Source organism: Desulfovibrio sp. SGI.230 (assembly GCF_050313065.1).
Classification (GTDB): Bacteria; Desulfobacterota; Desulfovibrionia; order Desulfovibrionales; family Desulfovibrionaceae; genus Desulfovibrio.
Map to the genome: position 1 here is coordinate 297,311 of NZ_JBNPKS010000002.1, position 12,903 is coordinate 310,213.

Genomic DNA, 12,903 nt, shown 5'->3' on the forward strand with positions numbered 1-12,903 from the left:
AGATGGCGCGCAGGAGGGCCCGGGCTTTCCTCCAGCCCGGATTTCCCGGTCACCCTCGGGCAAGGCCGCTCCCCCACTCTCCCCAGTCGATGACCCGTCCGTCTCCGGTCTCCCTGGGCCCGACGGCTACAGGCCCCGCCCGGTCGCGTACATATGTTTTCAGGCTGTCCTTCGGACAGTTCTCTATCTCTCAGCGGTCCGCAGGACGGATGCGTACCGCCAGTTTTACGAGCCTCTCATGGAAACCCAGTCTCCCCTCCTTCCCGGCAGTCCCCTGGTGGACATCGAAGACCTGAGCCTGTTCCTGCCCGGCGATGCCCGGCAGAAAATGATCCTGCACCACATCGACTGGCATCTGTGCCGCGGCGAGCACCACTTGCTGCTGGGCCACAACGGTGCCGGCAAGACCACGCTCATGCGCCTCATGCACGGCCTGCTCTGGCCGGCGGAAGGCCGCATCGTCTGGCTCACCAGCGAAGGCGAGGAGACCTCGCCCATCGCGGGCCGTGCCGTCAGCGCCCTGGTCTCGCCCGACCAGCAGGAGAACTACCAGCGCCAGCGCTGGTACATCACCGGCCGGGAACTGCTGCTCACGGCATTCGAAGATACCCCCCTGCTCTACACCAACACTTCCGAGCAGCGTCATGCGCAGGTGGAAGACATGGCACGGCGCCTGCGCGCCCTGGACCTTCTGGACAGGATGGTGCCGGAAGTCTCGCAGGGCCAGCTCCGCCTGCTCCTGCTGGGCCGGGCCCTGGTCCGGCAGCCGGATCTGCTCCTGCTGGACGAATGCAGCGACGGTCTGGATGCCGACCACAGCCGCCGCTTCTATGAAGTGCTGGACAGCGTGCGCGAGCACTGTACGGTCATCATGAGCAGCCACCGCCCGGAACAGGTGCCGGACTGGTGCCGCAAGACGCGCGTCATCCATCAGGGCCGTCTGCTGGCCCCGGGAAGCGCCCTGCCGCCGCAGGAAGGCGAATATGAGGACATCAGCCTGGCCGGCGCCGTGACGTCCGCCCCGGAACCCTCCGCGCCGCTGCTGGACGTGCGCCATGCCACGGTCTTCATCGACGGGCAGGAGATCTTGCACGATGTGGACTGGACATTGCGCAAGGGCGAACACTGGCGCATCGAGGGCGAGAACGGCTCGGGCAAGTCCACCTTCCTGCGCCTGCTGGCCGGGGACGAATTCGTGGCCGTGGGCGGTACGCTGGTGCGTCATCTGCCCCATCACGGCGGCGAGACCGTGCTGCTGGAAGAGATCCGCAAGGGCGTGCGTCTGGTCTCCGACCTCTCCCAGGCCCTTTACGGCTACAGCATCACGGCGTTGGAACTGGTCTGTACCGGTCTGGAAAACACCGTGGGCGTCTACCGCGACTACAGCAAGGCCGAGCAGGAGCAGGCCCGCCGCGTCATGCGCGAACTGGGCGTGGGCCATCTGGCTGACCGCTCCATCCGCCTGCTCTCCACCGGACAGCTGCGCCGCCTGTTCCTGGCCCGCGCCCTCATGGGCGAACCGGACATCCTGCTGCTGGACGAGCCCTGCTCCGCCCTGGATGAAGACTCCCGCCGCCAGTATCTGGATCTGCTGGACCAGCTGGCCGCCCGCGGCATCTCGCTGGTCTTCGTCTCCCACTTCGAGGGCGACGCGCCGTCCTGCATCAACCGCCGGGCGCGCATGCATCAGGGACGTCTGGAGATTCTGGCATAGGGAATTCTCTGGGGGGAGGAAGACCCTTTTGCTCGCGGCAAAAAGGGTCTTCCTCCCCCCAGTCCCCCCTCCTTCCCCAAAACCCGCCCACAAAAAAGCCCCGCACAGTGCGGGGCTTTTTTCAGTATGACGACGGGATAGCGGACAACCGTGAAGAACAGACAGACTGTTTTCAGCTTCACCGGGGGACAGATGCCGAGGGCACATCCTTCCGTGCTGCCCTGTCCGTCAGGGACCAGAAGAAAAGTTTTCGGAGAGGGATGGGGGTCCGGGGGAAGGGAGGCCCCTTTTCCAAAAGGGGCCTCCCTTCCCCCGCAGAACTGCCTTAATCCTTCTTTTCGAAGGGGTTCTTCAGCTCTTCCACATGTTCCGGCTTCTTGCCCAGCTTGGCGCGCAGGATTTCGATGGCCACCGGCAGCACGGAGATGATGATGATCAGGTAGACGATGATGCTGAAATTCTGGCGCACCCATTCCAGGTTGCCCAGAAAATAGCCGGCCGAGACCAGACCGCCCACCCAGAGCACACAGCCCGTGATGTTGAACAGGAAAAAGCGGTGCGGGCACATGAGGGCGATACCGGCCACGAAGGGCGCGAAGGTCCGCACGATAGGCACGAAGCGGGCCAGGATGATGGCCTTGCCGCCGTGCTTCTCATAAAAGTGATGCGCCTTGAGCAGGTGCTCCTTCTTGATGAAGCGGGAATCCCGCTGGAAGATGGCCGGGCCCACATGACGGCCGATGAAGTAGTTCACCGCGTCGCCCATGATACCGGCGGCCAGCAGTACCAGCAGCACATGGCCGTAGCCCATGAGCCCGGCACCGGCCACGACGCCGGAGGCGAAGAGCAGGGAATCCCCCGGTAGGAAGGGCGTGACCACGAGGCCGGTCTCGCAAAAGACGATGATGAACAGGATGGCATAGATCCACATCCCGTACTGTTCCACCAGTTCGAAGAGATGGGCGTCGATATGCAGGATGAAGTCCACCAGATATGTCAAAAATTCCATGTACACCTCGATAGGGATTTGAGACTGAAAGCCTTTCCCTTGTATCCCAGCCATGCCTGTGGCACAACACCTACAGCGGCCCTGCTCCCGCTGCGGGGACGCCTCCACCCCTTTTCCTGTCTCGCGAGGTCCCATGCCTGTCCGTTCCGCCGTCATCATGGCCCTGCTCTGCCTGTTCATCACCGTCCCGGCCCTGGCCGATAACGGCTACAATCCCGGTTTCCGCACTCTGGGCTTCTGGCAGCAGGAAAGCGGCATCCGCGTGGACGTCAACGTCTGGTATCCGTCCGTGCGCGCACCGCGCTCCCTGTCCTACGCGCCCTGGACCATCCGCGGCGCCCGCAACGGCAAGCCCGTACCCGGCCGCTTTCCTCTGATCCTGCTCTCCCATCCCTCGTCGGGGACGCGCTTTTCCTTCCACGATACGGCGGCAGCCCTGGCGGCCCGCGGCTTCGTGGTGGCCGCGCCCACCCATCCCCGCGACTGCATGGAGAACATGGACCATCTTTTCCTCTGGGAACAGCTCAAGGACAGGGCTCTGGAACTGTCGGCCACCATGGACCTGCTGCTGGCCGACAAAGACATCGGCCCCAGCATCGATCCCAAGCGCATCGGCGTCCTGGGCTACGGCAGCGGCGCTACGGCCGCCCTGCTGCTGGGCGGCGCCCTGCCCGACTGCTCCGGCTGGATGGACTACTGTCGCAAGGCCCCCCAGGACGATGCCTACTGCTATGATCAGCCCAGGGCCCGCATGGACAGCATGTGCGGCCATTTCCCGCTGGATCCGCGCAGCCTGACCGATCCCCGCGTCAAGGCCATCGCCGCCGTGGGCCCCACCTTCGGCATGCTGTTCAGCCATCAGGGGCTGGCCGGCCTGCAGCCGCACCTGCTGCTGGTGGGCCTTGAGCATGACGACCTGAGCATCTCCTCGCTGCATGCCGAGGCCCTGTATGAACGCATGGACAGAAAGCCCGCCCATCTGTTCCTGGACAAAGCGGACATGTCGCTGCTCATGGCCCCCTGTCCGCCCAGCCTGGCCAATGAGCTGCCCGAGATGTGCCATGACGAGCTGGATCCCCTGCGCCAGCAGCTGTTCAGCACGCTGACCCGCAGACTGGCCTCATTCTTCCTGGAATGGCTCGGTACCCAGGAAGGCCCGGAGAGCTTCTTCTCCCTCGGTACCGGCGAGTAGACCGTCCCTGGCTTGACAAGGTCCCGCCATTCTTCCTAGGAAGGGAAATCACCCCCGTATCAAGGACATAACGGCATGCGCCATCTCCAATCCCTGCTGGCCTGCGCCCTGCTGGCCTTGGCCGCCCTGGCCTGTGCGTGGCCCGCGCTGGACAAAAGTTCCCTGTTCACCGCAGCCGGCAGCACCACCGCCGATACGCCCCAGCAAACGGCCACCGTCAGCGGCCAATCCCTCCCGGAAGGCTGGACAGCCATGCCCGCGGGCGCCCGCTCCACCTATCTGGGCATCCACGGCGGTACCGTGCCGGTGAGCCTGCTGGTGAGCCGCGACGGCATGTCCCTGGTCTCCTTCGTGGGACAGACAGGCAATGACTTTCTGGAGCTGCTGCGCCGCGCCGACGTGCGCCTGCCCTCCCTGCTCACCAGCATCCTGGGCAGCAGCCATGGCGGCAGCATGCTCCTGGCAGGCCGCGCCCAGCGCAGCATGCCCGTCCTCTACGTCCTGGGCGACCGGCTGGCCGCCATGCCCCAGGGCCTGCAGGGCCTCCAGCCCTTCGGCCTTTCGGACAAGCCCCTGTCCATCGAGGGCAACATCTCCCTGCCGCCCCGCCGCAATCCGGCGGCACGGAGCTATCGCCTGCATATAGATCCCCGCTATCTCGACCCTCGCCACTAAAGGGATCCTGCCCCTGCGCAAAGGCCGCATCGTAGTGCACTGTTGCGAGTGCCCAGTTACAGTCCGCCGGAGAGGAAAGTACGCTCTTCAGCCCCGTACTTGTGCTAAAGAACGTTGCTTTTATATATGTGTTATCCTATAATCATCAGAAAACAGGAGTTTCCGGTGACCATTCGCGAAAAACGTACCCCCATCAGCCAGTTCGCCGCAGCATTACGGCAACGATCCCCTCAGGAAAAACGGGATCTGCTGGTCGCCGATACTCTGGATTCCCTGTGCCGGCACTGCGACCTGTATGATGCCGCCCGTGTCAGCAGCAATCCCTTCCATCCCGAATTGCTGCGCACCATTGCTGCTGCGGACCTTTCTTCTGAAGCGCTGTTCTCGCTTTTCGAATGTCTGGCTGTCCTGGTCCATCTGCGCAAACTGGCCCATCCGGCCATCCCGCTGGACGCGGCCGAAGAAGAGCTGCTGTTCCAGTTCGAGCACAGCGGGGAATGGCTGCCGGACGACACGACCCTCGTAGCGGACTGGTACTGGCGGACATCAGCCGCTCTCCTCAGCCACTAAAGTTCCCCCGTTTTGATATGCCGAAACCACCCTGCCGGGTGGTTTTTTATTGCAGTACGCTGTCCGGATGTTTCAAGGCAGCATAAAAAAAGGCCCGCCGGAGCGGGCCTTTTTTTACAGGATCACAGCAGCCGTTACAGGACGCGGCTGATGAGGTAGGAGCAGACGGTGCCCACGACCAGGCAGTAGAGCAGGAAGGGCCAGATGGTCCGGCGCAGGATGATACCTTCCTTGCCGATCATGCCCAGCACGGCGCACACGGCCACGATGTTGTGGATGCAGATCATGTTGCCGGCAGCGCCACCCACGCCCTGGGCAGCCACGATGATGTACTTGCCGAGAGCGGGATAGTTCAGCAGACCGCCCATATCCCACTGGAAGTTACCGAACAGCATGTCGGACACGGTAGCGGAACCGGTGATGAAGGCACCCAGACCACCCACCACAGCGGCCAGCATGGGCCAGATGCCGCCGGCCACGTCAGAGGCGAACATGGCCATGGCCATGGGCATGGAAGGCAGGGCAGCGCCGTCGGGACCGGCGGTGTTGACGCCGGAACCCTTGAGGATGGACACCAGGGCCACAGCAGCCACCAGGGCGATGGTGGGAGCGGACATCTTTTCCAGAGCGGTGCCCCAGGCCTGACGGACCTTTTCACCGCTCATCTTGTGCAGGCCGATGGTGATGATGGACACCAGGATGAAGGGAATGGTGCCGGGCAGGTTGAGCAGGGCGATCTTGGAGGTCACGCCCTGGTAGCCCAGGATGTTGGTCAGACCCACGCTGAAGATGGGGTCGGTGACGATGGGCTTCAGGTGGAAGGCGGGCACGCGGGTCAGCACCAGCAGCAGGCCGCACAGCACATAGGGCAGCCAGGCCATGGTCTGGCTCATGTGTTCCTTGTATTCGGTGGCGGAGCTGGCTTCCACGGAACCGGTCCATTCGGGATCCCATTCATCGTTGCGGGCAAAGTCCCACACGCCGTCGGTAGGCACGCAGAAGCCCTTCTTGGTCAGCCACACCAGGGCGCCGAGACCCAGCAGGCCACCCACCATGGAAGGCAGTTCGGGGCCGACGGTCCAGGCCAGGATCAGATAGGGCACCAGGAAGCAGACAGAGGCCATGATGCAGTATTTCCACGCGCGGAAACCTTCCATCCAGGACTTGTTCTTGCCGAAGAAGCGGGTCATGAAGCCCAGCATGAAGATGGGCAGGATGATGCCCATGGGCAGGTGCATGAGGGTGACGTATTCACCGATGGTCTTGTAGGCCATGGCGGGGTCAGAGAAGTTCATGGCCTGCATGGCAAAGGTCTCGATGGATTTGAAGCCCTGCAGCACGGGGGTGCCCACGGCGCCAAAGGTCACGGGCACACTGTTGAAGGCCAGACAGATAACGGCAGCGCACAGGGGCGGGAAGCCCAGGCCCAGCAGCAGGGGAGCAGCCAGAGCGGCAGGCGTACCGAAACCGGCGGCACCTTCGATGAAGGCGGCGAACATGAAGCCGATGATGATGGTCTGCAGACGTTTGTCGGGGCTGATCTTCTTCATGCCGGCCTGGATGGTTTCCATGGCGCCGCTGTACTGCATGGTGTAGTAAATCAGCAGCGCGCCGAACACGATGATCAGCACGCCCACAGCCGTGATGGTGCCTTCGATGGACAGAGCCACAAGACGCAGGGGTTCCTGACCCCAGAAGGCAAAGGCCAGCACCACACCGGCAAGCCAGGCGATGGGCATGGCGCGGGTGGAGGGCCAGCGCATGCCGGCCATGAGGATCAGGGCAATCAGGATCGGGATGAAGGCAAGAAATGCCAGAAGACCGATGGACATGAGACCTCCTCTGCAAGTGTCCATGTTGAACATGTCCCGGCCGCATATTTTCGCACCACACGCAGCCGTGACCTTCCCCAAACCGGCGGCATGTCATCATGCCGCATTACGGTCGTGACCTTGCCGCATGGCCGTGGACCCACCGGCGCTCCTTCAGGTTCGCCAGGAAAAGGCCTTGATCATACGGCGTTTTCGAACAGACCGCGGTCTTCCTCAAAACCGCCCGGGAGACCCGGTGTCCGTTCAAAAATCCCTCCTGTCCCTGCTGCCGGGGCGCCCTGGGCTGCACCCGGCCCGGCACAAGGCCGGCGATCCCTGCAGGCCCGGACAGGTCAGGCCCGCATGGCAAGGCGGCGGCGCGCCACAAGGCACGCCGCCGCTCATTTACGGTTAGTGCTTCAGGTTTTCGGCCACCAGTTCCGCGATGTGCGAAACCTTGACCTTCATGCCCTGCTTTTCCACACCACCACGCAGCTGCATGACGCAGCCGGGGCAGTCCATGACCACGCGGGAAGCGCCGGTCTCTTCGATGTGCTTCAGCTTCTTGGCCAGCAGCGTACCGGAGATCTCGGGGAACTTCATGGAGTAGGTACCACCGAAGCCGCAGCACACGTCTTCTTCGGCGCACGGCACATAGGTGGCCGCGTCGGCGATGAGGTCGCGCGGGGCCTTGGTCACGCCCAGGCCACGGCAGATGTGGCAGGAAGCGTGGTAGGTCACCTTTTCACCGCTGTTGTTGAAGTCCTTCTCGGTCAGGCCGAGGACATCATGCACGAAGGAGCTGTAGTCCGTCACCTTGTCGGAGAAGAGCTGCACGCGGGCGGCGTCGGCCTTGCCTTCCAGGATGTGGGGGTACACATGCTTCAGGTGGGAGGCGCAGCTGGCGCACAGGGTGATGATGGCGTCGTACTTGCTGGCGTCGAAGGCTTCCAGGTTCTGCTTGGCCACATCCACGGAGGTCTTGCGCTGCCCCATCATTTCCAGAGGCAGGCCGCAGCAGGTCTGGGCCATGGGATATTCCACGGCCACGCCGCGGGCGCCCAGCACCTTGACGCAGGCTTCCAGCTGTTCGGGATAGATGAAGTCCTGGGCGCAGCCGCCGAAGATGGCCACACGGTAACGCGGGGTGGCCACGCGCGGGGCGATCTTGGCCCAGCGGTCACGGAAGGCTTCGTTGGCGATGGCGGGCAGGGCCTTGAAGCCGTGCTTGCCAAGGAACATGGCAGGCAGGTGACGCTGGAACTGGGTGCCGCCGGTGAAGGGCTTCTGGGCGTAGGAGGCGAACTTGAGCAGGCTGTGGAACATCTTGCGGTTCTTCATCACAGCAGCCATCAGGGTGCCTTCCACACCACCGCCCTGCTCGTCGGTCAGGCGGGAGCGGATCTCGCGGATCAGGCGGGGCAGGTCGATGCCGCCGGCGCAGACGTTCTTGCAGGATTCGCAGCCCACGCAGTTCTGGCACAGCACCTTGGCCTTGTCCTTGCCATGGAAGAAGTAGGTCAGGATCAGGCCGATGGCGCCGATGTAGATGTAGCCCATCTTGTGGCCGCCCACCAGACGGAACACGGGGCAGACGTTGGCGCAGGCGCCGCAGCGCACGCAGCGGAAGATCTGGGAGAACAGCGGATCACGGGCGATCTCGGTACGGCCGTTGTCCAGGAAGACCACGTGCATGACCTTCTTGTTGTCCTCACAGGCGCCGCATTCGCCGGCACCGGCCATGAAGGTGGCGTACGCGGTCAGGCGCTGGGCCGTAGCGTTACGGGGCAGCACCTGCAGGGCGGTCAGGGCCACTTCCAGGTTGGGCACCAGCTTGTCCAGGCCGGCGATGGCCACATGGACGCGAGGCAGGGTGGTGACCATGCGGGCGTTGCCTTCGTTGGTCACGGTGCTGACGGCGCCCATTTCGGCCACGGCGAAGTTGCAGCCGGAGATGCCCATGTCGCCGTTGATGAACTTGCGGCGCAGCTGCACACGGGCCACCTTCACCAGACGCTGGACGTCCTCGGCATCCTGCTTGACGCCGGTCTCCTTGGTGAAGTCGTCGGCCACCTGATAGCGGGACAGGTGGATGGCGGGCATGACCATGTGCGAGGGACCTTCGTGGCGCAGCTGGATGATCCATTCACCAAGGTCGGTCTCGTCCACGATGAACCCTTCCTTTTCCAGGTAGGGGTTCAGCTGGATTTCTTCAGCGGTCATGGACTTGGACTTGATGACGCGCTTGACGTTGTTCTCGCGGGCGATGCTGGCGATGATGCGGTTGGCATCTTCGGCAGTGGCGGCACGGTGCACGTGCACGCCGCGTTCTTCGGCCACACGGCGGAACTGTTCGTACAGTTCTTCCATGTGCTTGCAGGCGTCGTCCTTGGCGTCGGCGATCTGTTTGATCAGGCCGCGTTCGTCCACTTCCTTGAACACAGCTTCACGGTTGGCGCGGTAGGCCACGGCAAAAGTGTCGAGGGTACGGCGCAGGAAGCTGTCCTCAAGGGCGGAATCAATATCCTTGCGGTAATCCGAAAGGGTTTTGGGTGCGGTGTGGCTCATGGCTTAGTCCTCCAGAAGAATGATATGCAATTCCAGCGGGCCATGAACGCCCACGGCGGCCACGCGCTCGATATCGGCGGTACGGCTGGGGCCGCTGATCAGGGTCGTGTAGTTGCCGCCCTTGGGATTGGCCATGAGCAGCTCACGCATGCGACCGGCGATCTCGGGCAGGGTGCGCACCAGCTTGGACTTGGCCAGCACCAGCACGTGGATCTCGCTGATCATACCGGCCAGACGGGCATCTTCGTTGTCGGTGTTCACCAGGCAGGTGGCACTGGAAGACACGCCCATCTCGGCGAAGGTCAGACCCACGTCGATACCGGCCAGATGGTTGCGCAGACCTTCACGGATGCACAGGAAGCCCTTTTCCTTGCAGGCGGCTTCCAGGGTGGCGAAGTCTTCATCGTTCAGGACAGGGGCGGCCACGATACGCTGCACGCGGGTGGGCACACCGTTGGGGCCGTTGGGGCCCTTTTCCACATCCTCGTCCGCCATCAGTTCGCACGGGGCTTTGTTTTCGCACACGTCCACCACGTACTGCAGCGCGGCGGCCATGTTGGGCAGCTCCTGCACCACGGCGTTGACGGCCGTGGCTTTGGCGGTGAAGTCCTGAACAAGATCCTGGATTTCTTCAGGGGCCATTGATGTCTCCTTATAATGAATGCCGCACCCTATTTGAGGGTCTCGGCATAGATCTGGATAGTATGCTTGACCTGCACGGGGTCATTGTTGTGCGAGAGCACGTCTTCCAGCTGCATCATGCAGGCGGGGCAGCCGGCGGCCACCACATGGGCGCCCGTGGCCACCACGTTGTCACGCTTGCGCTGGCCGATGACACGCGACAGGTCGTAGTGGAAGAGGTTGAAGGAACCGCCGCAACCGCAGCAACGGTCGGCTTCTTTCATCTCCACCAGCTTGTAGTTGGGGTTGGTCTTGATGATGGTGCGCGGTTCCTCGGAGAGGCCCAGGGCCTTCTTGAGGTGGCAGGAGTCGTGATAGGTCACGGTCTTGGCGCCGGGCAGGCTTTCCACGGCTTCGACCTTGAGTACCTTCACCAGGAATTCGTTGATGTCCATGGTGATGGCGGCCAAGGCCTCGGCCTGATGCTGTTCCACGCTGCCCAGGCGGGCGGCGTAGCGGGGCCACAGTTCCTTGATGGTGGAGGTACAGGAGGAACAGGCGGTCAGCACGTAGTCGAAGCTGCTTTCGCCAAAGGCGGCCAGGCTCTTGGCCATCTGCTTCACCATGCCTTCGGCGTCGCCGGAGGACAGGGCCGGGATACCGCAGCAGGTGAAGCTGCTGGGCATGTAGATGGCCACGTTATGGTGGTGCAGCACCTTGATGCAGGCTTCGGACACATCCACGTACAGCTTGTCGCCCATGCAGCCGGGGAAGAAGGCCACCTTCAGACCGCCCATGACGCGGGGCTCGTCCAGGTTGCCGTAGATGGCGTGCAGGGGCTTGAGGGCCAGGGAACGGATGTGGCGGTCGCCCAGCATGAAGTTGAGCATGGGAGCACAGGCCGTGTTCTGGGTGTCCTTGTTGCTGCGGAAGATGACGCGCTGCATGGGCGCGCCCACCCGCATGGCAAAGTTGAACAGGCCGGGGTACGGCAGCAGGGCACGGAACACCATCTTTTTGACCGGGTGCAGGCCAAGATAGGTGTTCACGATCTCGCGAGCCTCCATGAAGATGTCCATGATCTTCACACCGGAGGGGCAGTTGGCCTCACAGGAGCCGCACAGCAGGCAGCGGCCCAGCTTGTCGGCCACGGCCTCGGGATCGGCGATCATTTCGTGGGCCAGATTGTCCACCAGGGCCAGCTTGCCGCGGGCCACGTCGGCTTCCATCATGGTGGCGCCGAACATGGGGCAGACAGCCTGGCACATGCCGCACTTCATGCAGGCGATGATGCGGTCGTCAAGCGTCATCAGACGCTTTGCCAGTTTCTTCAGGTCGCTCATGGCGTGTCTCCCTAAATGCCCACCAGCTTGGTGGGATTGAGCAGACCCTTGGGATCCAGAGCGCGGCGCAGGCGCTGCGAGAAGAGGATGGTGCCGCGGGAGGTTTCCTTTTCCATCCACTTGGACTTGGCGGTGCCGATGCCGTGTTCGCCGGACAGGGTACCGTGCAGGCTGATGGCCACATCGAACATTTCGTCGACGGCGGCTTCCACGCGGGCGAATTCTTCCTTGTCGCGCTTGTCGCACAGGAAGGTGGGATGCAGGTTGCCGTCACCGGCATGACCGAAGGTGCCCACTTCGACATTGTACTTCTTGGCGATGTCGTTGACGGCCTTCATCATGGCAGGGATCTGGGAGCGCGGCACGGTGGCGTCTTCGAGCACGGTGGTGGGCTTGCAGCGGGCCAGCACGGGCAGGGCCTGGCGGCGGGCTTCCCACAGCTTGAACTTTTCGGCGGCGTCCTTGGCCACATGCACGGCCACGGCACCGGTCTGCTGCAGCACGCGTTCCACGACCACGGCTTCGTCAGCCACCTGGGCGGGATGACCGTCCACTTCGATGAGCAGGATGGCCGCGGCGTCGCGGGGCAGGCCGGCCTTGGTGTAGTCGTCCACGCGCACGATGGTGTTGTTGTCGAGGAATTCCAGCGTACAGGGCACCACGTGGGCGGCGATGATGCCGGCCACGGCTTCGGCGGCCTTCTGCATGTCATCGAACACGGCCATCAGGGCCTTGGAGGCCTGCGGCGGGGGCACCAGCTTGAGCACGGCCTGGGAGATGATGCCCAGGGTGCCTTCGGACTGCAGCATCATGCCGGCCAGGTTGTAACCGGTGACGCATTTGACGGTACGGGAACCGCTCTTGACCAGCTCGCCGGTGGCGTCAAAGAATTCCAGGCCCATCAGGTAGTCCTTGGTGACGCCGTACTTCAGGCCACGCAGACCACCGGCATTCTCGGCGATGTTACCGGCCAGGGTGGACACGGCCTGGGAACCCGGATCCGGGGGATAGAACAGGTTCTTCTTGGCAACCTCGGCAGCGAAAGTGGCCGTGACCACGCCGGGTTCCACCACGGCGTACAGGTCGTCGGAGTTGATCTCAAGGATGCGGTTCAGGCCGTTGGTCAGGATGACCACGCTTTCCTTGCTGTCCGGGATGGTGCCGCCGGACAGGTTGGTACCGGCACCGCGCACGGTCATGGGAATGCCGTAGTCATAGAGTTTTTTCACACAGATGCCGAGCTGCTCGGTGGTGGTGGGACGCAGCGCAAAGGCGGGCACCACGGGGGGCAGCACCGCGGAATCATAGGAATAACTCTGGCGGTCAGCTTCGGAGCTGAACACGTTTTCCTTGCCGAGGAGATCTTCAAATTCTTTGATAAGCGCCTGGCTTGCCATAAG

At 63.2% G+C, this 12,903-nt stretch carries 10 protein-coding genes; 4 read left to right on the forward strand and 6 right to left on the reverse strand.

Annotated elements, in window-relative coordinates; translation table 11 throughout:
* Nucleotides 1–238: 238 nt before the first annotated feature.
* Complete coding sequence (locus ACQRAG_RS03360; protein WP_320619832.1) at nt 239–1,714, forward strand: ATP-binding cassette domain-containing protein; 1,476 nt, start codon at nt 239–241, stop codon at nt 1,712–1,714.
* Between the two features lie 325 nt (nt 1,715–2,039).
* Here ACQRAG_RS03360 and ACQRAG_RS03365 read toward each other — a convergent pair whose 3' ends face one another.
* Complete coding sequence (locus tag ACQRAG_RS03365; RefSeq protein WP_300644291.1) at nt 2,040–2,723, reverse strand: DedA family protein; 684 nt, start codon at nt 2,721–2,723, stop codon at nt 2,040–2,042.
* Between the two features lie 133 nt (nt 2,724–2,856).
* On the opposite strand from ACQRAG_RS03365, the gene ACQRAG_RS03370 reads away from it, so the two are divergent.
* From ACQRAG_RS03370 to ACQRAG_RS03380, 3 genes are all read left to right on the forward strand, one after another.
* The gene (locus ACQRAG_RS03370) at nt 2,857–3,915 is read left to right on the forward strand and encodes an alpha/beta hydrolase family protein (protein ID WP_204625879.1); all 1,059 of its coding nucleotides are present in this window, start codon (nt 2,857–2,859) and stop codon (nt 3,913–3,915) included.
* Nucleotides 3,916–3,990: 75 nt separating this feature from the next.
* Nucleotides 3,991–4,590: a hypothetical protein gene (locus ACQRAG_RS03375; RefSeq protein ID WP_168935628.1), complete on the forward strand. Its 600-nt coding sequence runs from the start codon at nt 3,991–3,993 to the stop codon at nt 4,588–4,590.
* A 165-nt stretch (nt 4,591–4,755) separates the two neighbouring features.
* Nucleotides 4,756–5,160 carry a hypothetical protein gene (locus ACQRAG_RS03380; protein WP_204625881.1) on the forward strand — a complete coding sequence of 135 codons (405 nt, stop codon included), beginning with the start codon at nt 4,756–4,758 and terminating at the stop codon, nt 5,158–5,160.
* Between the two features lie 134 nt (nt 5,161–5,294).
* Here the strand turns inward: ACQRAG_RS03380 and ACQRAG_RS03385 are convergent, their stop codons facing one another.
* From ACQRAG_RS03385 to ACQRAG_RS03405, 5 genes are all read right to left on the reverse strand, one after another.
* Nucleotides 5,295–6,992 carry an L-lactate permease gene (locus ACQRAG_RS03385; RefSeq protein WP_204625882.1) on the reverse strand — a complete coding sequence of 566 codons (1,698 nt, stop codon included), beginning with the start codon at nt 6,990–6,992 and terminating at the stop codon, nt 5,295–5,297.
* Nucleotides 6,993–7,382: 390 nt separating this feature from the next.
* Nucleotides 7,383–9,539: an L-lactate dehydrogenase (quinone) large subunit LdhH gene (gene ldhH / locus ACQRAG_RS03390; RefSeq protein ID WP_303739792.1), complete on the reverse strand. Its 2,157-nt coding sequence runs from the start codon at nt 9,537–9,539 to the stop codon at nt 7,383–7,385.
* 3 nt (nt 9,540–9,542) lie between these two features.
* Nucleotides 9,543–10,181, reverse strand: a complete 639-nt coding sequence (locus tag ACQRAG_RS03395) for a lactate utilization protein (RefSeq protein ID WP_204625883.1) — start codon at nt 10,179–10,181, stop codon at nt 9,543–9,545.
* 29 nt (nt 10,182–10,210) lie between these two features.
* The gene (locus ACQRAG_RS03400) at nt 10,211–11,503 is read right to left on the reverse strand and encodes a heterodisulfide reductase-related iron-sulfur binding cluster (protein WP_427804129.1); all 1,293 of its coding nucleotides are present in this window, start codon (nt 11,501–11,503) and stop codon (nt 10,211–10,213) included.
* 11 nt (nt 11,504–11,514) lie between these two features.
* Entirely contained in the window at nt 11,515–12,900 is a 1,386-nt protein-coding gene (locus ACQRAG_RS03405) for an FAD-binding oxidoreductase (RefSeq protein ID WP_006007961.1), read from the reverse strand.
* Between the last annotated feature and the right edge of the window lie 3 nt (nt 12,901–12,903).

What these genes read in the sequence shown, in the direction of transcription:
- ACQRAG_RS03375 (WP_168935628.1), top strand. Translation starts at nt 3,991, where the DNA reads ATGCGCCATCTCCAATCCCTGCTGGCCTGCGCCCTGCTGGCCTTGGCC.
- ACQRAG_RS03395 (WP_204625883.1), bottom strand. Translation starts at nt 10,181, where the DNA reads ATGGCCCCTGAAGAAATCCAGGATCTTGTTCAGGACTTCACCGCCAAA.
- ACQRAG_RS03365 (WP_300644291.1), bottom strand. Translation starts at nt 2,723, where the DNA reads ATGGAATTTTTGACATATCTGGTGGACTTCATCCTGCATATCGACGCC.
- ACQRAG_RS03400 (WP_427804129.1), bottom strand. Translation starts at nt 11,503, where the DNA reads ATGAGCGACCTGAAGAAACTGGCAAAGCGTCTGATGACGCTTGACGAC.
- ACQRAG_RS03370 (WP_204625879.1), top strand. Translation starts at nt 2,857, where the DNA reads ATGCCTGTCCGTTCCGCCGTCATCATGGCCCTGCTCTGCCTGTTCATC.
- ldhH (WP_303739792.1), bottom strand. Translation starts at nt 9,539, where the DNA reads ATGAGCCACACCGCACCCAAAACCCTTTCGGATTACCGCAAGGATATT.
- ACQRAG_RS03360 (WP_320619832.1), top strand. Translation starts at nt 239, where the DNA reads ATGGAAACCCAGTCTCCCCTCCTTCCCGGCAGTCCCCTGGTGGACATC.
- ACQRAG_RS03405 (WP_006007961.1), bottom strand. Translation starts at nt 12,900, where the DNA reads ATGGCAAGCCAGGCGCTTATCAAAGAATTTGAAGATCTCCTCGGCAAG.
- ACQRAG_RS03385 (WP_204625882.1), bottom strand. Translation starts at nt 6,992, where the DNA reads ATGTCCATCGGTCTTCTGGCATTTCTTGCCTTCATCCCGATCCTGATT.